Source organism: Actinophytocola xinjiangensis, from assembly GCF_001921215.1.
GTDB classification, from domain to species: Bacteria; Actinomycetota; Actinomycetes; order Mycobacteriales; family Pseudonocardiaceae; genus Actinophytocola; species Actinophytocola xinjiangensis.
In genome coordinates, this window is sequence record NZ_MSIF01000002.1 from 636,084 (window position 1) to 656,532 (window position 20,449).

At 71.9% G+C, this 20,449-nt stretch carries 18 protein-coding genes; 7 read left to right on the forward strand and 11 right to left on the reverse strand.

Annotated elements, in window-relative coordinates; translation table 11 throughout:
• Window positions 1–22 precede the first annotated feature (22 nt).
• Genes hrpB through htpG form a run of 3 tightly spaced genes read right to left on the reverse strand, consistent with a single transcriptional unit; the run spans window position 23 to window position 5,550 of the window.
• A complete protein-coding gene (gene hrpB / locus BLA60_RS07640) occupies window positions 23–2,446 on the reverse strand; it encodes an ATP-dependent helicase HrpB (protein WP_075132004.1) in 2,424 nt (807 codons plus the stop codon).
• Between the two features lies 1 nt (window position 2,447).
• Entirely contained in the window at window positions 2,448–3,647 is a 1,200-nt protein-coding gene (locus BLA60_RS07645) for a hypothetical protein (protein ID WP_075132005.1), read from the reverse strand.
• Window positions 3,648–3,693: 46 nt separating this feature from the next.
• Window positions 3,694–5,550 carry a molecular chaperone HtpG gene (gene htpG / locus BLA60_RS07650; protein ID WP_281257422.1) on the reverse strand — a complete coding sequence of 619 codons (1,857 nt, stop codon included), beginning with the start codon at window positions 5,548–5,550 and terminating at the stop codon, window positions 3,694–3,696.
• Window positions 5,551–5,688: 138 nt separating this feature from the next.
• On the opposite strand from htpG, the gene BLA60_RS07655 reads away from it, so the two are divergent.
• Window positions 5,689–7,464, forward strand: coding sequence for a carbohydrate-binding module family 20 domain-containing protein (locus tag BLA60_RS07655; protein WP_162292917.1), 1,776 nt, complete (start codon window positions 5,689–5,691; stop codon window positions 7,462–7,464).
• 100 nt (window positions 7,465–7,564) lie between these two features.
• On the opposite strand, the gene BLA60_RS07660 is transcribed toward BLA60_RS07655, so the two are convergent.
• Genes BLA60_RS07660 through BLA60_RS07670 form a run of 3 tightly spaced genes read right to left on the reverse strand, consistent with a single transcriptional unit; the run spans window position 7,565 to window position 9,903 of the window.
• Window positions 7,565–8,593 (reverse strand): LacI family DNA-binding transcriptional regulator, encoded by a 1,029-nt coding sequence (locus tag BLA60_RS07660; protein ID WP_075132007.1) that lies wholly within the window; start codon window positions 8,591–8,593, stop codon window positions 7,565–7,567.
• Window positions 8,594–8,634: 41 nt separating this feature from the next.
• Window positions 8,635–9,066 (reverse strand): DivIVA domain-containing protein, encoded by a 432-nt coding sequence (locus BLA60_RS07665; RefSeq protein WP_075132008.1) that lies wholly within the window; start codon window positions 9,064–9,066, stop codon window positions 8,635–8,637.
• A gap of 36 nt (window positions 9,067–9,102) precedes the next feature.
• On the reverse strand, window positions 9,103–9,903 hold the full coding sequence (locus BLA60_RS07670) for a class I SAM-dependent methyltransferase (protein ID WP_075132009.1): 801 nt from the start codon (window positions 9,901–9,903) through the stop codon (window positions 9,103–9,105).
• Between the two features lie 49 nt (window positions 9,904–9,952).
• On the opposite strand from BLA60_RS07670, the gene BLA60_RS07675 reads away from it, so the two are divergent.
• Entirely contained in the window at window positions 9,953–10,546 is a 594-nt protein-coding gene (locus BLA60_RS07675) for a TetR family transcriptional regulator (protein WP_075132010.1), read from the forward strand.
• Window positions 10,547–10,572: 26 nt separating this feature from the next.
• The gene (locus BLA60_RS07680; protein WP_154814186.1) at window positions 10,573–11,145 is read left to right on the forward strand and encodes a YdeI/OmpD-associated family protein; all 573 of its coding nucleotides are present in this window, start codon (window positions 10,573–10,575) and stop codon (window positions 11,143–11,145) included.
• Between the two features lie 101 nt (window positions 11,146–11,246).
• Here the strand turns inward: BLA60_RS07680 and BLA60_RS07685 are convergent, their stop codons facing one another.
• Window positions 11,247–11,921: a response regulator gene (locus BLA60_RS07685; RefSeq protein ID WP_075132012.1), complete on the reverse strand. Its 675-nt coding sequence runs from the start codon at window positions 11,919–11,921 to the stop codon at window positions 11,247–11,249.
• A complete protein-coding gene (locus BLA60_RS07690) occupies window positions 11,918–12,736 on the reverse strand; it encodes a sensor histidine kinase (RefSeq protein ID WP_245811867.1) in 819 nt (272 codons plus the stop codon). Before BLA60_RS07690 ends, BLA60_RS07685 begins: the two co-directional genes overlap by 4 nt.
• A gap of 138 nt (window positions 12,737–12,874) precedes the next feature.
• Here BLA60_RS07690 and BLA60_RS07695 point away from each other — a divergent pair, with 138 nt between their 5' ends.
• Both BLA60_RS07695 and BLA60_RS07700 read left to right on the forward strand, forming a co-directional pair.
• Entirely contained in the window at window positions 12,875–13,567 is a 693-nt protein-coding gene (locus tag BLA60_RS07695; RefSeq protein ID WP_075132013.1) for an ABC transporter ATP-binding protein, read from the forward strand.
• Between the two features lie 484 nt (window positions 13,568–14,051).
• Window positions 14,052–16,373 (forward strand): ABC transporter permease, encoded by a 2,322-nt coding sequence (locus tag BLA60_RS07700; protein ID WP_075132014.1) that lies wholly within the window; start codon window positions 14,052–14,054, stop codon window positions 16,371–16,373.
• Between the two features lie 3 nt (window positions 16,374–16,376).
• Here the strand turns inward: BLA60_RS07700 and BLA60_RS07705 are convergent, their stop codons facing one another.
• The 3 genes from BLA60_RS07705 to BLA60_RS07715 all read right to left on the reverse strand — a co-directional run bounded on the left by BLA60_RS07705 (window position 16,377) and on the right by BLA60_RS07715 (window position 18,180).
• Window positions 16,377–16,910, reverse strand: coding sequence for a 2'-5' RNA ligase family protein (locus tag BLA60_RS07705; RefSeq protein WP_075132015.1), 534 nt, complete (start codon window positions 16,908–16,910; stop codon window positions 16,377–16,379).
• A 71-nt stretch (window positions 16,911–16,981) separates the two neighbouring features.
• Window positions 16,982–17,344 (reverse strand): RNA-binding S4 domain-containing protein, encoded by a 363-nt coding sequence (locus tag BLA60_RS07710; protein WP_075132016.1) that lies wholly within the window; start codon window positions 17,342–17,344, stop codon window positions 16,982–16,984.
• A gap of 20 nt (window positions 17,345–17,364) precedes the next feature.
• Window positions 17,365–18,180: an SAM-dependent methyltransferase gene (locus BLA60_RS07715; protein WP_075132017.1), complete on the reverse strand. Its 816-nt coding sequence runs from the start codon at window positions 18,178–18,180 to the stop codon at window positions 17,365–17,367.
• A gap of 193 nt (window positions 18,181–18,373) precedes the next feature.
• Here BLA60_RS07715 and BLA60_RS07720 point away from each other — a divergent pair, with 193 nt between their 5' ends.
• Window positions 18,374–19,216, forward strand: a complete 843-nt coding sequence (locus BLA60_RS07720; protein ID WP_084734723.1) for an SAM-dependent methyltransferase — start codon at window positions 18,374–18,376, stop codon at window positions 19,214–19,216.
• Window positions 19,217–19,393: 177 nt separating this feature from the next.
• Window positions 19,394–20,446, forward strand: coding sequence for a BMP family ABC transporter substrate-binding protein (locus tag BLA60_RS07725; protein WP_075132019.1), 1,053 nt, complete (start codon window positions 19,394–19,396; stop codon window positions 20,444–20,446).
• Window positions 20,447–20,449: the final 3 nt, after the last annotated feature.

Below are 20,449 nucleotides of genomic sequence, written 5' to 3' on the forward strand. Positions count from 1 at the left end.
GTGGGTTGTCCACAGGTGGGTGTCAGCGGGTGGTGCGGTTGGTGCGGGCGGTGGGGGTGGCGGTTGTGGGGTCGGTGGGCCAGGGGTGTTTCGGGTAGCGGCCGCGTAGTTCGGCGCGGACCTGGTGGTAGCCGTCGCGCCAGAAGGAGGGGAGGTCGCGGGTGACGGCGACCGGGCGGCCGGCGGGGGAGAGCAGGTGCAGCAGCACCGGGATCCGCCCGTCGGCGACGGTGGGGGTGGTGGTCCAGCCGAACGCCTCCTGGACCTTGACCGGCAGCACGGGCTCGTCGGCGGAGTAGTCGACGCGGTGGTGTGCGCCGGAGGGCACGCGCAGCCGCTCGGGGGCGAGTTCGTCGAGCCGGGACGCGGCCGGCCACGGCAGCAGCCGCGACAGCGCGGCCCGGGTGTCGGTCGCGGCCAGGTCGGCGCGCCGGCGGGCGGTGGCGAGTTCGGGGCCGAGCCAGTCGTCGAGACGGTCGAGCAGGGCGGGGTCGGTGACGTCGGGCCACGGGTCGCCGATCGCGCGGTGCAGCAGGGCGAGCCGGTCCCGCAGGCGGGTGGCGGTGTCGGTCCAGCGCAGCAGCGTCAGGTTCGTCGCGTGGAGACCTTCTGTGAGCGCGGCGCGCACGGCGGCCGGATCGGGGTCGCGCAGGGGGCGGTCGGTGAGCACGATCGCGCCGAGGCGGGTGATCCGTCTGGCCACGACATCCTCGGCCCACGCTACTTCGTCCACTGTGGACAGCATGGTGGCGCCGACGGTCTCGGCCAGTCGCTGGTCGGCGCGGGCGGCGAGTCGGATGCGGCCTTCGGTGTGGCCGGGTCGCCGGTCGGCCCTGGCGATCGCCAGCCATTCCGCGTCGGCCGCGCCGTCGAGGTCGGCCGCTGTTCCGCCGACCATCAGATAGGTCCGCGATCCCGGGGACCGCCGCCGCGCCAACCATTCCGGGAACGCCAGCGCCACGACCCAGGCCACGTCCCCGGACGCCGGCCGGGACGCCGGGGTGGTGGCGTCGAGTTGGCGGGTGAGACGGCGGGCCTCGCGGCGCCAGCGGTCGGTGTTCGGGTGGCCGGCGCGCAGCGCGCGGAGGGCGTCGCTGACGTCGGGGTGGGGGGCGAGGGTGTCGTCGTCGAGGAGGGCGACGACGTCGGCGGCGGTGCGTGGGCCGACCGCGTCGGCGCCGTCGAGCAGGGCGCGGGCCAGACGGGGGTGCAGGCCCAGTTCGGCGAGGCGCCGGCCCCGGTCGGTGACGCCGTCGGCGGTGACGGCGCCGAGGGTGGTCAGCACGGCCCGGCCGGCGGCGAGCGCGCCGGGCGGCGGGGGATCCCACCAGTCCAGGCCGGCGCCGTCGGGGGTGCCCCAGCACGCCAGTTCCAGCGCCAGCCTGGTCAGGTCGGTGGTGCGGATCTCCGGGTCCGGCTGCGCCGGCAGCGTCGGGTGCTCGTGCTCGGGCCAGCAGCGGTACACCCGCCCCGGCGCCTCCCGCCCGGCCCGGCCGGCCCGCTGCTCGGCGACCGACGCCGACACCCGGGTGGTCACCAGGCCGGCCAGGCCGCGCCGGTGGTCCATTCTGGACACCCGCGCCAACCCGGCGTCGACGACCGCGCGGACGCCGGGCACGGTCAGGCTGGACTCCGCGACCGCCGTCGCCAGGACGACCCGTTGCCCGTCGCCTGGGCGCAGCGCGGCGTCCTGGCGCGCGGTGGGCAGCCGGCCGTGCAGGGGGACCACCGGCACATCCCCCAGCAGGGCGGCGGTGCGGGCGATCTCCCCGGCGCCGGGCAGAAAGACCAGCACATCACCGTCCCCTTCGGACAGTGCGCGGCGGGTCGCGCGGGCCACGCACGCCTCGACGCGTTCGCCGCGCAGCGGTGGGACGTGGACGGTCGTCACCGGATGGGTGCGGACCGTCGCCCGCACCACCGGGGTGCCCTCGCCGAGCAGGCCGACCAGCCGGTCGGTCGCCACCGTCGCCGACGTGGCCAGCAGTCGCAGGTCCGGGCGCAGGCCGGCGCGGGCGTCCAGCGCCAGGGTCAGCAGCAGGTCGGCGTCCAGGTGGCGCTCGTGGCACTCGTCGAGCAGCACCGTCGACACCCCGGGCAGCGACGGGTCGTGCTGTAGCCGCCGGACCAGCAGGCCGGTCGTCACCACCTCGATCCGTGTCGCCCGGGAGACCTTGCGGTCGCCGCGCACGGCGTAGCCGACGGTGTCGCCGACCTGTTCGCCCAGCAGGGACGCCATGCGCGCCGCCGCCGCCCGCGCGGCCAGCCGGCGCGGTTCGGCCACCACGACCCGGCCCCGCGGCCACGCCTTGGCCAGCGCCAGCGGCACGACCGTCGTCTTCCCCGTGCCGGGCGGGGCGACCAGGACGGCCGCGCCGTGCCCGGTCAACGCCGCCAGCAGCTCGTCCAGGACCGCGCGGACCGGCAGGTCGGGCAGGTCGGGCACGTCAGCGGGGGGAGATCAGCGCGCGCACGGCCGACTTCGCCCGCCGGTACCCGCGCAGCAGCACCTTGGCCTTCGGATGGTCCTCGTACCGTTCGAGCAGGACCCCGCGCACGCTGGTCGCACCCTCCGGCCACGCCGCCCGGTCCTCGGCGAAGCGCCGCCGCTCCTCGTCGACCAGTCGCACGGTCGCCGCCAGCGCGTAGACCGACGCGTCGAGCAGGTCCTCGGTGCGGGCGCTGTCGGGGTGCACCGCCTGGTCGCCGCGCCACGCCGGCAGCAGGTCCGCCAGGTCACCGACGACGTCGTAGCCGGCGGTGCGGATCGACTCGACGGCGTCCTTGCTCCACTGCTCGACCCACGGCCGGTCCTCGACCGGCAGGCTCAGCGGGACCGAGCCCGGCCGCTCGGCCAGCACCTCGACGGCCAGGAAACGCTTGACCAGGCTCTCGTAGGCGCCCCAGTCGAGGTCGTCGCGCAGACCGGTCCGGTTGAGCAGGCGCAGCAGGTTGGTTTCCACCACGCCGGTCGACGGGTTGCGCACCTCCATCCGCGCCGGGCAGGACAGCGGGTCGATGCCGATCACCCTGGCGAAGCGCTCCCACAGCTCGTCGCGGCCCGCGCCCCTGGCCAGCGGCAGCACGTGCACCCGCTCCGGCGGCAGGTCCGCCGACCAGGTGCGCAGGATCGCCGGCAGGTCCTGGTAGCCCCAGAACGTGTTCGCGAAGTACGGGTCGATCGTGTCGTCCGCGCCGCGCAGCGAGCGGCTGAACTCGTCGAAGGTCAGGGTGCCGGTGTTCTTGACGTCCTCCTGCCACACCGCCGGCAGCTGCCGGGCGAGGTCACGGGCCGTGCACACCAGGTGCACCTCGGCGTCGCCGAAGGACCCCACCGCGCGCCGGACCATCTCCGGCGTCGCGGCGGCGAGCATCTCGTGGGAGATCACCGACGTGCCCGGCCAGGCGCGGGCCTCGCCGGTGATCCGGTCCCACGCACCTTCCGTGGCGGGGTCGCGCACGTTGTGGAAGGTGCGTTCGAGCAGGTCCAGGGTGGCGAGGAACTGCTCGTTCGGCTGGCTGGCCGGGTACTTCACCCCGGTGTCGGCCAGGCTGTCTCTGTTGTGCCACATCACTTCCTGCAGGTAGGTGGTGCCGCTTTTGGGCGTGCCGATGTGCAGGAAGACGCGGTGATCGCAGACAGCCATGACGCCTCACCATAGGTGAACACGGTCAGTCGCTTCTCGGTACGGGTCAGATGACCTGCTCCAGCCTCGTGGCCAGGATCTTCGCGAACTTCGCCGGGTCGGGCAGGTCGCCGCCCTCGGCCAGCAGCGCCAGGTCGTGCACGAGCTGCGCGGTCTCGGCGAGCCGCTCGTCCTGCCCGCCGCGTTCGGCGTGGGCCGTGCGCAGGCCGGTGACCAGCGGATGTCCCGGGTTCAGTTCGAGGATCCGCTTGACCGGCGGCAGTTCCTGGCCCATCGCCCGGTACATCTTCTCCAGCTGCGGCGTCAGGTCGTGGTCGTCGCCGACGATGCAGGCCGGGGAGGTGGTCAGGCGGGTGGACAGGCGGACCTCCTTGACGGTGTCGCCAAGGGCGGTGGTCATCCAGCCGAGCAGGTCGGCGAACTCGCTGGTCCGCTCCTCGTCGGCCGGGGTCGGGTCGAGGTCGATCTGGCCCTTGGCGATCGACTGGAACTGCCTGCCGTCGAAGCCGCCGCCCTCGACCCACATCTCGTCGATCGGGTCGGTGAGGACGAGGACCTCGTAGCCCTTGTCGCGGAACGCCTCCATGTGCGGGGAGTTCTCGATGGCGGTGCGGGACTCGCCGGTCAGGTAGTAGATGTGCTCCTGGCCCTCCTTCATCCGCTCCACGTAGGCGGACAGGCGGGTCTGCTCGTCGGCGGAGTGGGTGGAGGGGAACGAGCAGATCTCCAGGATCGCGTCGCGGTTGTCCTGGTCGGCGACCAGGCCCTCCTTCATCACGCGGGAGAACTCCGACCAGAACGTCTGGTACTTCTCCTCCGGCAGCGCCTTGATCGTGGAGAGCACCTTGCGCACCAGGCGCTTGCGGATCAGCTGGATCTGGCGGTCACGCTGGAGGATCTCCCGCGACACGTTCAGCGACAGGTCCTGGGCGTCGACGACACCCTTGACGAACCGCAGGTACTCGGGGACCAGCTCCTCGCAGTCCTCCATGATGAACACGCGCTTGACGTAGAGCTGGATACCGCGCTTGGCCTCGCGCACGAACAGGTCGAACGGCGCGCGCGAGGGGATGAACAGCAGCGCCTGGTACTCGAAGGTGCCCTCGGCCTGGAGGCGGATGGTCTCCAGCGGGGCGTTCCAGTCGTGGCTGACGTGCCGGTAGAACTCGGTGATCTCCTCCTCGGACACGTCGCTGGCCGAGCGCGCCCACAGCGCCTTCATCGAGTTGACCGTCTCCGGCTCGCCCTCGCCGGACTCCGGGGCCATCCGGATCGGCCAGGTGATGAAGTCGGAGTAGCGCTTGACGATCGACCGCACGGTGGCGGGGGCGGCGTAGTCGTGGAGGTTGTCCTCCTGGTCCTCGGGCTTGAGGTGCAGGGTGACCGAGGTGCCCTGGGGCGCGTCCGGCGCCGGTTCGATGGTGTAGGTGCCCTCGCCGGTGGACTCCCAGCGCACGCCCTCGTCGGTGCCGGCGCGGCGGGTCACCAGGGTGACCTTGTCGGCGACCATGAACGTCGAGTAGAAGCCGACGCCGAACTGGCCGATCAGGTCGGCGGAGGCGGCGGCGTCCTTGGTCTCGCGCAGCTTGCCGAGCAGTTCGGCGGTGCCGGACTTGGCGATCGTGCCGATGAGCGCGACGACCTCGTCGCGGCTCATGCCGATGCCGTTGTCCCGGACGGTGAGCGTGCGGGCGGTCGGGTCGAGGTCCAACTCGATGTGCAGGTCAGCGGTGTCGGCCTGCAGGTCCTTGTCCTGGTAGGTCTCCAGGCGGAGCTTGTCCAGCGCGTCGGAGGCGTTGGACACCAGCTCGCGCAGGAAGACGTCCTTGTTGGAGTAGATCGAGTGGATCATCAGCTGGAGCAGCTGGCGGGCCTCGGACTGGAACTCGAGCGTCTCGGTCACGGGATTTCCTTCTGTGTAGAGCAATTCCTGGCCGATCGTAGCCAGCCGTTTACAGCGGGGGGAGCGCGGCGCTACCCTGCAAGATGTTTCACCTTCTTGCGCAAAGCATGACTCCCGACGAGTTTCGAGGAGAGCGGTATGCGCCTCACCCTGCTGCGTTCGACCATCCTCCCCGCCGTCGCCCTGCTGACCGTCGGCGCCCTGTCCGTTCCCGCCGCCGCCGTGGCTCCACCGGCCGCCCCACCGGCCGCCCCACCGGCGGCCCCACCGGCCGCGGCCGACACCGGCGTGCCCAACGGTGACGTGATCGCCAACCTGTGGTCGTGGAACTGGCGTTCGGTCGCCAACGAGTGCACCGCCACCCTGGACCCGGCCGGCTACGGCGCGGTGTGGGTGGCGCCGCCGTCGGAGTCCCTGCGACATCCCAGCGGGGTGTGGTGGGACGTGTACCAGCCCTACAGCTACCGGCTGAACAGCCGGTTCGGCACCGAGGCTGAGTTCTCGGCGATGATCGGGGCGTGTCACGGGGCGGGCATCAAGGTCTACACGGACGCGGTGGTGAACCACACCGCGGCCCAGACCGGCACCGGCTACGACGGCACGGTCGTGTCCGACAAGTACGACCCGCCGATGTACGACCGGGGCGAGTACAACGTCGACGTGTGTGACCGCGACATCAGCAACTGGGGTGATCGCTGGGAGGTGCAGCACTGTGAGCTGCTGGACCTGCCCGACCTGAAGACGTCGTCCGACGGCGTGCGGGCCAAGCTGGCCGGCTACCTGAACTCCCAGCTGGCCCTGGGCATCGACGGGTTCCGCGTCGACGCCGCCAAACACATGCCGAGCACCGAGCTGGCGGACATCGTGGCGCGCCTCAACAACACCACGTCCGGCGCGCGCCCGTACGTGTTCCACGAGGTCTTCCCCGGTGAGCCGCCCGCGCCCAGCGAGTACTACGGCAGCGGCGACGTGCTGGACTTCTTCTACGCCGACAAGCTCAAGGGCGCCTTCCAGGGGGACATCGCGACCCTGTCGACGTTCGGCCCCAGCTGGGGAATCCTGCCCGCGGCGAACTCGGTGTCCTTCGTCACCAACCACGACACCGAACGCAACGGCCGCCACCTGTCCTACAAGGACGGTGCGACGGCCGTGCTGGCCAACGTCTTCCAGCTCGCCTGGAAACACACCACACCCACGGTCTACGCCGGCTTCGAGTTCAGCAACCCCGAAGGCGCACCGCCGAACACGAACGGCCACGTCACCGACACGACGTGCGGCAACGGCTGGTACTGCCTCAACCGCGACCCCGACGTCGCCGGCATGGTCGGCTGGCGCGCGGCGGTCGGCAACGCCGACATGACCAACTGGCAGTCCCCCACCGGGAACGTCATCGGCTTCACCCGAGGCACCGGCTTCGTGGCGATCAACAACACCGGCGCCGCCCACACCGCCCAGTACACGACCGGGCTGGCCGACGGCACGTACTGCGACGTGACGCTGCCCGGCTGCACCGCCACGGTGACCGTGGCCGGTGGACGGGCGAGCATCACCGTCCCGGCCAAGGGCGCCGTCGCCGTCCACACCGGCAGCACCGGCACCCCCACCCCAGGCCAACTGGCGGCCTCGTACACGGTAAGGGCGACAACGGAATGGGGCCAGAACGTCCACGTCGTGGGCAACATCCCCCAACTGGGCAACTGGAACCCGGCGAACGCCGTACCCCTGACAACCGGTGACGGCACCTACCCCACCTGGCAGGGAACGGGCGTGGTGCCCGCCGACACCACCATCGAGTTCAAGTTCATCATCCGCCAGGACGGCCAACCGGTGATCTGGGAAACCGGCGCGAACAGAACACAGCGAACCCCGGGCAGCGGAACCTTCGTCGTGGACGGCGGCACCTTCCGCCGCTAGGACACCGACCGGTCCCACGACCGGGTTCGGGGGTTGGCGGCGGCCGCGAAGGGGCTGGTCGCCAACCCCGAGCCCGGCCAGGCCCCTCGCGGAACCAGCGTCAACGCCGGGCGCCGGTCGAGCCCCGGACGACCAACTCCGGCAGGAAGACGAACTCGGCGTGCGGGGCCGGTGTCCCGCCGATCTCCTCCAGCAAGGCGTTGACCGCGGCCCGCCCCATGGCCTCGACCGGCTGTCGCAACGTGGTCAGCGGCGGGTCGGCGAACACGATCAGCGGCGAATCGTCGAAGCCGACCACGGACACGTCGCCGGGCACCGCCAACCCCCGCTGTCGCGCCGCCCGGACGGCTCCGAAGGCCATCAGGTCGCTGCCGCACACGATCGCCGTGCATTCCTTGTCCAGCAACGTGTTCGCCGCCGCCTGTCCGCCCTCGACGGTGAACAACGAGTGTGCCACGAACGCCTCGGCCTGTTCGGCCGTGTACGGCAACAGTGTCCGCACGGCCTGCACGAAGCCCTCGATCTTGCGCACCACCGGGACGAACCGCCGTGGCCCGACGGCCAGCCCGATCCGTTCGTGGCCCAGTTCGACCAGGTGTGCGACGGCCAGCCGCACCGCGGCCCGGTCGTCGGTCGAGACGAACGGCGCCGAGACCTTCTCGCTGTAGCCGTTGATCATGACGAACGGGACGCCGCGGCCGGCGAGCTTGACGTACCGGTCCATGTCGGCGGTCGAGTCGGCGTGCAGGCCGGAGACGAACACGATGCCGGTCACGCCCCGGTCGACCAGCAGTTCGGTCAGCTGGTCCTCGGTCGAGCCGCCGGGGGTCTGGGTGCACAGCACGGGGGTGTAGCCGCGGCTGGTGAGGACCTGTTCGATCACCTGGGCCAGCGCGGGGAAGATCGGGTTGTTCAGCTCGGGCGTGATCAGCCCGACGAGGCCGGCGCTGCGTTCCCGCAGCCGCGCGGGCCGTTCGTAGCCGAGGACGTCCATCGCGGCCACCACGGCGAGCCTGGTCGTGGCGGACACGCCGGCCCGCCCGTTGATCACCCTGCTGACCGTTGCCTCGCTGACCCCGGCCTGGGCGGCGATGTCGGCCAGGCGGGCGGTCATCCTGGCGGAATCCATGCCCTCAATGAAAGACCTTTCGGAGACTTTCAGCAAGGGGGTCAGCGGCGGGGTGCCAACGCGTCCTCAAGCCGGTCCAGTTCCGCCGAGATGCCGTCGCGTAACGAGTGCAGGCGGTCGACGATGCCGGCGACCAGCGCGACGCTGTCGGTGCGCACCAGGTGTTGGGCGTTGGTGGCGGCCACCCGGCGGATCTCCTCGGCCGACGCCTGGGCGGCGGCGACGATCGCGTCCGCCCGTGCCCTGGCGTCCTGCTCCCACGCCTCGGTGACGCGTTCCATCGTCCCGGTGGTCTGCCGCCAGTGCTTGAGCCGGTCGATCTCCTTCCGCTGGGCGGCGATCGTGCTGTTCAGCGCGTGGATGGAGTGCACGACGTCGTCGAGGAAGTCGTCGACCTGGTCCTCGTTGTACCCACGAGACGGGAAACGTGCCTGATCGAACCGCACGTTCTCGACGGCGTGCGCGGTCAGCACGGGAGAATCCTTGGCCACCCCCGCACCTAACTATCATCACGGCCCCGGTGTCCAGACCGGCACGCGGTCGGCGATCAGCGCGACGGTCGTGTAGCGCACGGTGAGTTCACCGCCGAGCGCGTCGATCGCGGCGCCGATACCGGCGAGCAGCTCGTCGAGTTTCTCCTGTTCCAGCAGGGTGTGCGCGCCCTGGGTCGGCAGCACGTCCAGCCATTCGTCGCGGGTGTGGGTCTGGTCCCGCTCGATCCGCGAGCGCACCGGGTCGCCGAATCCGCCGGCGGTGGCGATCCCGTCGGCGGCGCTGTCGAGCATCTGGCCGTACGGGTCGGCGGTGGCGGTCATCGCCCGCAGCGCCATCGAGTCGGGCAGCACCCGGCGGTAGACCTCGGCGAACGCCTCGGCGGCGGCGGGCGGTGGCTGGGCGGCGTTCCAGAACACGGCGAGCCGCCCGCCGGGGCGCAGTACCTCGGCGGCGCGCGCGGCGCCGGCGACCGGGTCGACCCAGTGCCAGGCCTGACCGGCGGCGACGACGTCGAAGTGCCGGCCGGCCGGATCCCACGTCTCGAAGGTGCTCACCTCGACCTCCAGGCCCCGGTCGCGGGCGAAGGCGGCCATCCGCGCGTCCGGTTCGACGCCCAGGACGCGGGCGCCGGCGGCCTGGAACTGCCGGGCGTCGATGCCGGTGCCGCAGCCGACGGACAGGACGTCCAGGCCGTCACCGGCGATGGCGGCGATGAGTTCGGCCGGGTAGCGGGGGCGGGTGCGGTCGTAGCGCCCGGGGTCGATCCCGAACGACTCGGCCATGGTCCGGTGTTCGTGCGGCGGTAGAGTGGGCATGTGCCCACCTTAAGTGGGCGCTTGCCCACTATGCAAGGGGGACGTCACCGTGCCGACCGGAGTGGCCATCCGCGCCGCACGTGAACGCCTGTTCGCCGCCGCCGAACGGATCCTGGCGCGCGAAGGCCCGAGCGGTCTGACCAGCCGCGCGGTCACCGTCGAGGCGCTGGTCGCGAAGGGCGTGCTGCACCGGCACTTCACCGACTTCGACGCCTTCCTCGCCGAGTTCGTCCTCGACCGCGTCGAGCGGATGGACGCCGACGCGGCCGCCCTGCGCGAACGCGCGGGTACCGGCACCGTCGTGGACAACCTGACCGAGTCGATCACCGCGCTGTTCGGCTCGGTCGCCGTGTCGGTCGTCGCCCTGATCACCTTCCGCGACGGCCTGCGCGAGCGGCTGCGCGAGACCTACCCCGCCGGGATCCCGGTGCTCACCGACGCCGTCGGGGTGATCGCCGAGTACCTGGACGCGGAGCGGACGCTGGGCCGCCTGGCGCCGGAGGCCGAGATCGACGCGCTCGCCCCCACCCTCATCGGCGCGTCCCACCTGCTGTTCGCCGACCGCACGACCGGCCAGCCGACCGCCGACGCCGTCCGCCGCACGGTCGCCACGGTCATCGGCGACAAAGTGCTCAGTAGATGAGCACTTCACCGGTCAGGATGGTCCCCATGGACACCGTGATCACCGACAGCGCGACCCAGTGGCGCGACTGGCTCGCCCGCAACGCCACCACCGCCACCGAGGTGTGGTTGGTGTTGCGCCACAAGGATTCCGACGCGCCGGGCCTGGGCTACCCCGAGGCCATCGAACACGCCCTGTGCTACGGCTGGATCGACAGCGTCCACGTCCGGCGCGACGAGCACACGTCGCGGCTGCGGTTCACCCCGCGCCGGGCGCGCAGCACCTGGAGCCGGGTCAACCGCGACCGGGCCGCCCGCCTGATCGACCTCGGCCTGATGACCGAGCACGGGCAGGCCGCCATCGACCTGGCCAAACAACGCGGCACCTGGCAGATCGTCCCCGACGAGAACACCGTCCCCCCCGACCTGGCGCGCAGCCTGGACCGGAACCCGGTCGCCCGCGCCAACTTCGACCGTTTCCCGCCGTCGTCCAGGCGCCTGATCCTGACCTGGATCGCCACCGCCAAACGCCCCGAGACCCGGCGCCGTCGCATCGACCGGACCGCCACCCTGGCCGCGGCCAACGTCCGTGCCAACCACCCGGCCGCCCGCCGCTCCTGACCCCCACGCGCCAGCCGCCGATCGTCGCGACCGTCGGCGGCGGGACCGGTTCGGCGGCGCCAGAGGTGGGGTGGTCCGGCTCCGTGTCGCGCGGTGGTGCGTCAGCTGGTGGAGTCGGTGTCGCCGGGGGTGACGAGGCCGGTTTCGTAGGCCAGGACCACGGCCTGGGCCCGGTCGCGGAGGTCGAGCTTGGCGAAGATGCGGGCGACGTGGGTCTTCACGGTGGCCTCGCTGAGGGTGAGCGCCGCGGCGAGTTCGGCGTTGGAGTGGCCCCGGCCCATCAGCGTCAGCACCTCGCGTTCGCGGGGGGTGAGGGCGGTCAGGTCGCGGTGGATGGCCGGTGGGCTGGCGCCGGCGGACGCGAAGCGGCGGACGAGGCGGCGGGTGATCGACGGGGCCAGCAGCGCGTCGCCCGTGTCGACCAGGCGCACGGCGGCCACCAGGTGCTCGGGGGTGACGTCCTTGAGTAGGAAACCGCTTGCCCCGGCGGCCAGCGCGGCGTACACGTACCGGTCCAGGTCGAACGTGGTCAGCATCAGGACCCGGCAGGACGTCGCGTGGTCCAGGATCCGCCGGGTCGCCTCCAGGCCGTCCATGGTCGGCATGCGGATGTCCATCAGCACGACGTCGGGCCGCAACCGACTGGTCAGGGTGACGGCCTCGGCGCCGTCGGCCGCCTCGCCGACGACGTCCAGGCCGCCGGAGGCGAGGATCATCCGGAAGCCGGTGCGCACCAGCGCCTGGTCGTCGGCGATCACCACGCGCGGGTTCTTCACGGGCGCTCCAACGGGATCCGGGCGCGCACCCGGAACCCGCCGCCCAGTCGGCGCCGGGCGTCCAGTTCGCCGCCGAACGCGGCCACGCGTTGGCGCAGGCCGAACAGGCCCCGGCCCTCGCGGCCGGTGCGCTGCGGCCGGTCGCCGGACAGCACGCTGGGGCCGGTGTTGAGCACCTCGACCCGCAGGTAGTGGTCGGTGTAACGCACGGTGACCTCCGCCCTGCGCCCGTCGCCGTGTTTGAGGGCGTTGGTGAGGGCCTCCTGGATGATCCGGTAGGCGGTGAGGTCGACGCCGGAGGGCAGCGCGCGGGGTTCGCCGGAGATCCGGACCTCCACCGGCAGGCCGGCGAACGCGATCCGGTCGACCAGCGGGCTGAGACGGGCCAGCGTCGGCTGCGGCGCGAGGTCCGGTTTGTCCTTGTCATCCGGTTCTGTGCCGTCGGCGGGGGGTGCGAGGACACCGAGCAGGGTGCGCAGTTCGGTCATGGTGTCCCGGCCGGCGGCCTCGACCGCCAGCAGCGCGGCGGCCGCCTGCTCCGGTTCGGCGTCGAGCACCCGGCGCGCGGCCCCGGCCTGGACGAGCATCACGCTCACGTTGTGGCTGACGATGTCGTGCAGTTCGCGGGCGATGCTGGCGCGCTCGTCGTGGACGGCCTGCCTGGCGGCGGTCTCCCGTTCGCGTTCCAGCAGCCAGCCGCGTTCCTCCAGCGCCCGGGTGAACGCCCGCCGCGACCGCGCCAACCGCACACCGAGGACGGCGGCCACCAGCACGGCCGCCGCCGCGACCAGCCAGACCGGTAGGGACTGCACCACCCGACCACTCTCGCACCGTGCCACGCGGACGCGCATCATCCCCCCGGGGGCAGCACCTACATCCCCAGGATGACCCCCCGCCCCGGTTACCTCCCCCGACCGATGCCCCCTCCACGGCCGGTGAGTCAGGATGCCACCGTGACCAGTGAGAACGTCGTGGAGCTGACCGACGTGCACAAGGAGTACAGCGACTCGGTCGCGCTGGCCGGACTGTCGCTGACGATCCGCGCCGGCGAGGCGGTCGCGGTGATGGGGCCCTCGGGCAGCGGGAAGTCGACCCTGCTCAACATGGTCGCCGGCCTGGACCGGCCGACCGCCGGGACGGTCGTCGTGCACGGCGAGGACCTCGGCCGCCTCAACGAGACCGGGCTGGCCCTGTTCCGCCGGCGGCGCATCGGCATGATCTTCCAGTTCTTCAACCTGCTCGACGACCTGCCCGCGCTGGACAACGTCGCCCTGGCCGCGCAGCTGACCGGCACGTCGGCCGCCCAGGCCCGGCGCCGCGCCCTCGAACTGCTCGACGAACTCGGCATCGCCGACCGGCGCGACATCTACCCCGCCCGCCTGTCCGGCGGGGAACGTCAGCGGGTCGCCGTGGCCAGGGCGCTGATGAACCGCCCGGCCCTGCTCCTGGCCGACGAACCGACCGGCGCTCTGGACAGCCGCGCCGGCGAGCAGGTGATGGACCTGCTCCTCGACCTCAACCAGATCGGCCAGACCCTCCTGCTGGTCACCCACGACGAGCGCCTGGCCACCCACTGCGCGAACCGCCTGGTCCACCTGGTCGACGGCCGCGTCGCCAGCGAGACAGGACTGGAGCGAACCCGGTGAACACGTCGAATCGGGTTGTGGGTCAGCGGAAGTCACCGGGCGGTCACGGGAGGTGGTCGGGCCTGCTCGACCGCGCGTGCCCACCGGAGGGTCCGTTGACGGGCGCTGTGGGGAGGTCGCACCGCGATCGGGTCGGGGCCACCGGGGGGTGGGTCGGCCGGCTGGTCGTGGGTGGTTCGGGATGCGTGGCCGCCGGTGCTCGGGAGGTGCCGGCCAGCGCCTGTCGGGTTGGGTCCGTTGAGGGGCGGCGACGCCTCGGTGCGGGCTCGGTGCGGTGTCGACCCGCCGGCCAGTGGTGTTCGGGACGCGCTGGTCGGGAATCCGTTTCCTGGCGTGTCGAGCCGCGACCGCCGGTCCGGGGGCCGGGGAGTGGGCGGTCGCGAGCGGTGAGCCCGGCGGCCGTTCTCCGTGGACCAGCGCCGGGAAGTGGTGTCCCAGGTGGCGGAACGTCACGAGGCGGGCGCGGGGTCCGTGGGGGGCTGTCGTGAGTGCGTTGGGGAGGGTGGCGCGGGCGGCGGTGCGCCGGCGGCGGTTGCAGACGATCGTCATCGGGGTCGTCGTGGCGGTGTCGACCGGGACGATCGTGTTGGCGTTGGGGCTGTTGGCGGCGGCGTCGGGGCCGATCGAGCGGGCGCACGAGCAGCAGGCCGGGGCGCACCTGGTCGCCGCCTACGACAGCGCGGTGGTGTCGGCCGACGCGCTGGTCCAGGCGGCCGACCGGGCCGAGGTGGCGGCGGTGGCCGGCCCGTTCGGGCAGGCGGTCGTCGACACCTCCGTCGGCACGTTGAGCGCGTCGGACTCGCTGGTCACCGTCGGACGGGCCGATCCGGGAGGGCCGGTGGACCGCGTCGACGTCCGGCAGGGGCGGTGGGCCGCCGCGCCGGGGGAGATCGTGCTGAACGTGCGGCCGGCCTGGGACGATCCGCCGGAACTGGGAATGCGGGTCACCGGTGCCGGCGAGCCGGAGCTGACGGTGGTGGGCCTGGCCTACTCGGCCAGCGGGTCGGCCGACGCCTGGGTCATGCCCGAGCAGATCGCCGAACTCGGGTCGGACGCGTGGCAGATGCAGTACCGCTTCACCGACGCCGGCACCGCCGCTGCGCTCGCCGAACACGAGAAGGCGCTGGTCAGCGAGCTGCCAGCGGGCGCGCTGCTCGGCTCGCAGTCCTACCTCGCGCAGCGTCAGCAGCTCGACTCCGACCTCGCGCCCTACATTCCGTTCCTGATCGGGTTCGGGGTCCTCGGGCTGACCGTCTCGGTGCTGATCGTGGCGAACGTGGTCAGCGGCGCGGTGGTCGCCGGCTTCCGGCACATCGGCGTGCTCAAGGCGCTGGGCTTCACCCCGAACCAGGTGATGCTCGTCTACCTGATCATGGTCTGCGTGCCGGCGGTCGTCGGCGCCGTGGTCGGCACGGTCGCCGGGAACATCGTCGCCGCACCGCTGCTGGCCGACACCTTCGCCGCGTTCGGCGCCACCGGGGTCGGCATTCCACTGTGGACTGACCTGGTGGCGTTGGTCGGCCTGCCCGCCGTGGTGGCGCTGGCCGCGCTGGTGTCCGCGCTGCGGGCCCGCCGACTGCCGGCGACCGAGGCGATCAGCGCCGGCAGCGCGCCCCGCGCCGGCCGGGGACTGCGGGCGCAGCGCTGGCTCGCCGGACGGCGGCTGCCCCGGTCGGTCAGCCTGGGCGTCGGCGTGCCGTTCGCCCGTCCGGCGCGCAGCGCGCTGACCCTGGCCGCGATCGTCCTCGGCGCGACGACCGTGACGTTCGCGATCGGCGCGATGATGTCGATGACCGAGTACCAGAACGCGATGCGCCCGGTGCATCCCGACCGGCTGGAGATCGCCGCCGGTGTGCCGGCCGACCTGCCGCCGATGCCCGACGTCGTGCCGGAACCCACGCTCGGCGACGCCGAGGACGAGGCCCTGCTGCGCGCGCAGCCCGGGGTGCGGCACGTCAACGCCATGGCGCAGCGGGAGGTGCAGGTCGTCGGCGGCCAGGAGACCGTCGCGCTCCGCTTCTACCGCGGGGACACCGCCGAACTCGCCCCGAAAGTCCTCAGTGGACACTGGCCGGACGGCCCGGGGCAGCTGGCGGCCTCGACCCGGTTCCTCAACCAGCGCGCACTGGGCGTCGGCGACGTCGTCACCATCGACCTCGACGGCCGGCGCACCCGGCTGGAGATCGTCGGCGCGGTCGTGGTCAACAACGACACCCTGGCCTTCGCCGACTGGTCGACCCTGGCCGCCGCCGGCGGGTACACCCGCGCCCACCACTACACCGTCGAACTCGAACCGGGCGCCGACCAGCAGGCCTTCGCCGACGCCGTGACCAGCGGCGACCCCGGCCTGGAGGTCATGGAGCCGGACACCACCTCCGACAGCACCCTGGTCGTGATCGGCTCGACGACCGTGCTCACGGTGCTGCTCGGCGCGGTCGCCGCGCTCGGCGTGTTCAACACCGTCGTGCTCAACGCCCGCGAACGCCGCCGCGACCTCGGCATGCTCAAGTCGATCGGGATGACGCCCCGGCAGGTCACGGTGATGATGGTGACGTCGATGGGCGTGCTCGGGGTGCTGGGCGGACTCGCCGGCGTGCCGCTGGGGGTGGCCCTGCACCAGCTGGTGGTCCCAGCGATGCTGCGCGCGTCCCAGTCCGAGGTGTTCGACTTCGTGGTGGAGGTCTACCGCGCGCCGATGCTCGCCCTGCTGGCACTGGCCGGGGTGGCGATCGCCGTGCTCGGCGCGCTCATCCCGGCGCGCGGCGCGGCCAGGACCCCGATCGCGGCGGTCCTGCACAACGAGTGACCGCTACCTGGCGAGGGGGAACTCCGCCATCGTGCGCCACGAGCCCGGCGCGTCGGTGCCGGTGAGCAGGGACACCTGGTCGACGCGGGCGTGCACCGGCAGCCGTGGACCCACCTGTTCGGCGGCCCGGCGCATCCCGTCCAGGGTGCCGGCGGTGGCGCTGCCGACCGTCAGGTGCGGCACGACGTCGTCGTGGCGGCCCCGGTAGGGCGGGCAGTCGGGGAAGCGGCGCCAGAGCGCGGCGGTGATCGCGCGGAACGGGCCGGCCGGCTCGGGCGCGAGCCACACCGCGTCCTCGCCGAACCACCTGACCTCGGCGAACACACAGTCGAACGCCGCGACCCGGTGCACGATCGCGGCCACGCCGGTGAGCACGTGGCTGGTGAGCCGCTCCGGAGCGAGGAACGGGTACAGCACGGTGACGTGCGCCGGCACTCCCCAGGCCGCCGTGTGGTCCAGCACCCGCCGCGACTCCCCGACGACGGTCTCCACCGCCGGCACCGGCACGACGAGCGCGGAACTGGTGGGAGCGGTCATCGGCCCTCGACCTCCCGGGGTGCCCTCCGGGGTGTTGGCCGGGTTCGGGTGTGGCCTGCCGGGCGGGTGGGTCACTGGCCGCCGCGGAAGCGGTCCAGGACGCGGCGTTCGCGTTTGGTCGGGCGGCCGGCGCCCCGGTCGCGGCGGGCGACCGGGATGCCGGCTTCCGGCGGTGGCGCGGGTGTCCGGTCGATGAAGCAGGTGGCCGCGTCGGCCGCGCCCACCCGCTTCTGGATCACCCGCACCACCTCGACGATCCGGGTGCCGGAGCCGACCCGCGCGCGGACCTCGTCGCCCGGGACGACCACGGTCGCGGGCTTGGCGGGGCGGTTGTTGATGCGGACGTGCCCGGCCCGGCACGCGGCGGCCGCGTCCGGGCGGGTCTTGGTCAGCCGGACCGCCCACAGCCAGCGGTCCACACGCGTCGACTCCACAGCACTACATGATGCCCGACTCAGCCCACCGGCGGCTTGCGGCCGACCCCGGCGTAGAGGCCGTCGGTCTCGCTGTCGTCGTTCTCGGGGGTGCGTTCGGGGCGCCACAGCGACGTGGTGACCAGGCCGGGCTCGGCCAGTTCGAAGTCGCCGAAGAACTCGAGGACCTCGGGTTTGGTGCGGGCGCGCACCGAGTTCTGGGACTTGCTCATCATCTCGGTCAGCTCGTCGCCCTTGATGACCGCGAAGTCGTCGGTCAGGTGGGTGAGGGCGAGGTAACTGCCCGGTGCCAGCGCTTCCCGGTACTCGGCGAACACACCGGCCGGGTCCTGGTGGTCGAGGACGTAGTGGCCGATGGTGATCGCGAGCAGCCCGATCGGCTGGTCGAAGTCCAGCATCCGCTGGGTCTCGCGGTCGTTGAGCACCAGGCCGGGCTTGGTGATGTCGGCCTGCAACATCACGGCGTTCTCGCTGCCCTCCAGCAGCAGCTGGCTGTGCGCGACGGCGACGTGTTCGTTGTCCACGTACACCACTCGGGTGTCGGCGTCGACGTCGCGGGCGATCTCGTGCACGTTGCCGACCGTCGGAATACCGGAGCCGAGGTCGAGGAACTGGCGGATTCCCTGACGCACCATGAACAGCACTGCCCGCCGCAGGAACGCCCGGTTCATGATGGCGAAGCGCCTGGTCTCCGGCTGGACCCGGAGAATCTGTTCGATGAACGACCGGTCGACCTCGAAGTTGTGGTTCCCGCCGAGTAAGTAGTCGTACATCCGCGCCGCGCTGGGTTTTTCAATGTCCACAGTGGACGGAATCCAACTGGTCTGTTGCGACACCGCGTACCCCTGCCTGTTGTTGTGGTGATTCCTGACGCGACACGCACCTTATCGATACCGTTGCCCGTTCGAGACCGGCTTCACCCGTATAGCCCAAACCATGGTCACGCTCCGAAGGGCCCTGGCGCGAACGGGGGTCCGAGAGGGACTATGGTGCCTTGCACTTCAGCCCGCCCGTTCCGTGGGGGAGACCATGACCTCAACGAAGTCACCGAGCCAGGTTCCGGTCGGCGTCGACCCGACACGGCCGAGCATCGCGCGTATCTACGGGGGATTCCTCGGCGGCAAGGACGTCTACGAGGTCGACCGGCAGGTGATGCGCAAGATCAACGACGCGGTGCCAGAGGCGGTGCACATCGCGAGAGGAAATCGCGCTTTCCTGAATCGCGCGTGCCGTTTCCTGTCCCGTGAGTCGCGGATCGACCAGTTCCTCGACTGCGGTTCCGGCTTACCGACGGCCGAGAACACCCATCAGATCGTGCAGCGCTTCAATCCCGAGGCGCGGGTGGTCTACGTGGACAACGACCCGGTGGTGCTCGCGCACGGACGCGCCCTGCTCACCGAGAACGAGAACGTGCTGATGGTGTCCGCCGACATCTTCAACGCGCCGGAAGTCATGGAGAACATGGTGGTCGGAAACCACCTCGATCTCACCGAGCCGGTGGTGTTGTTGCAGGTCGGCACGATGCACCACGTCGAGGGCGACGCGGTGGCGGTGATGCGCCGCTACATCGACGCGCTGGCGCCCGGCAGTTATGTGGTGTTCTCCCACTTCTTCGACCCCGAGGAGCCGGAGCTGACCCGCATCGCCCGGCGGATCGAGAACGTACTGGTCAACGGGCCGATGGGCGCCGGGCGGTTCCGCACCCGCGCGGAGATCATGGAGATGCTGGAGGGTCTGGAGCTGGTGCCGTCCAACGACCTGGGCGACTCCGGGCTGGTGGCCTGTGACGAGTGGTGGCCGGACGGGCCGGCGCTCACCCCGCTCAGCGGTGCCGCGCGGTGCATCGTCGGGGCGGTCGGACGCAAGCCGTAGAACGTCACGGCAAGTCACGGCAAGCCGTTTGCGTGGCGCGGATCTCAACCGAAGCAGCAGGTAGGCCGGGTGTGTCCCACCTGTTGGGACGATTTCGTCGGATGCCGGGCACGTTGCTTACGCTCCGTTCGAGGTTGCGCCGATCGGGCGACCTCTGATCGGTGTGGAGGGACTGTCATGACTCCGAGGCCTCGGCTGCTGGGTCTGCTGACCATCGGCGTGCTGCTCGCCGGCTGCAACGCGGCCGCGAACGATGGCGGCGACGGCGGCGGCAGTGATGGTGGCGGCGGTACCGACGGGCCGTCGCTCGTGCTGGTCACGCCCAACCCGGTCGGCGTCAACGACTTCCTCAAGCTCGCCGTGGCCGGGGTCGAGGACGCCGCGAAGGAGCACGGCGGCAGCCAGAAGGTCTACCAGAGCACCGACCCCGCCTCCCTCCAGCAGAACGTCGCCGCCGCGGTCCGCGACAAGCCGGACGTGATCGTCGCCGTCGGGTTCAACTTCGCCGACGTGCTCGCCCAGCAGGCCGAGCAGAACCCCGACCAGCAGTTCCTGTTCGTCGACTCGTGCACCGAGAAGGCCTACCCGAACGTCACCTGCGCGGTGTTCCGCGAGTACGAGGGCGTCTACCTGGCCGGCGCCGAGGCCGCGCTGCTGTCGAAGTCGGGCAAGGTCGGCGCGGTCGTCGCCCTGGACACCCCGCAGTTCCGCCGCTACTCGACACCCTTCGGCGAGGGCGCGGCCAAGGTCAAGCCGACGACCACGCTCAGCCCGCTGTTCATCGGCGGCGCGAACCCGTTCAACGACCCGGGCCGGGCCAAGCAGCTGACCGCGACCCTGGCCGGTCAGGGCGTGGACCACGTCATGGGCGCGGCGTCCGCGTCGGGCAACCTCGGTGTGTTCGAGGCGGCCAAGGAACACGGCATCTTCGCGTTCGGGGTGGACGCCAACCAGTGCCCGGCCAGCCCCGGCCAGGTGGTGGACAACGTGATCAAGCGCACCGACGTGGTGATCACCGACGGTGTCTCGGCGATCCTCGACGGTGAGCGCGGTGAGGCCCGCTCCTACGGCGTCAAGGAGGAGGGCATCTCGCTGACCGGCCTCCAGCAGGACGCGGCGTCATCGCAGTGCGTGATCGTCGATCACCCGGACGTGATCGAGCAGGTCGGCACGCTGCGGGACGACATCGTCGCCGGCACGATCACCGTCGCCGACCCGGCGCAGGGCTGACCG

What these genes read in the sequence shown, in the direction of transcription:
- BLA60_RS07645 (WP_075132005.1), bottom strand. Translation starts at nt 3,647, where the DNA reads ATGGCTGTCTGCGATCACCGCGTCTTCCTGCACATCGGCACGCCCAAA.
- BLA60_RS07655 (WP_162292917.1), top strand. Translation starts at nt 5,689, where the DNA reads ATGCGCCTCACCCTGCTGCGTTCGACCATCCTCCCCGCCGTCGCCCTG.
- BLA60_RS07660 (WP_075132007.1), bottom strand. Translation starts at nt 8,593, where the DNA reads ATGGATTCCGCCAGGATGACCGCCCGCCTGGCCGACATCGCCGCCCAG.
- BLA60_RS07670 (WP_075132009.1), bottom strand. Translation starts at nt 9,903, where the DNA reads ATGCCCACTCTACCGCCGCACGAACACCGGACCATGGCCGAGTCGTTC.
- BLA60_RS07680 (WP_154814186.1), top strand. Translation starts at nt 10,573, where the DNA reads ATGGACACCGTGATCACCGACAGCGCGACCCAGTGGCGCGACTGGCTC.
- BLA60_RS07705 (WP_075132015.1), bottom strand. Translation starts at nt 16,910, where the DNA reads ATGACCGCTCCCACCAGTTCCGCGCTCGTCGTGCCGGTGCCGGCGGTG.
- BLA60_RS07720 (WP_084734723.1), top strand. Translation starts at nt 18,374, where the DNA reads ATGACCTCAACGAAGTCACCGAGCCAGGTTCCGGTCGGCGTCGACCCG.
- BLA60_RS07725 (WP_075132019.1), top strand. Translation starts at nt 19,394, where the DNA reads ATGACTCCGAGGCCTCGGCTGCTGGGTCTGCTGACCATCGGCGTGCTG.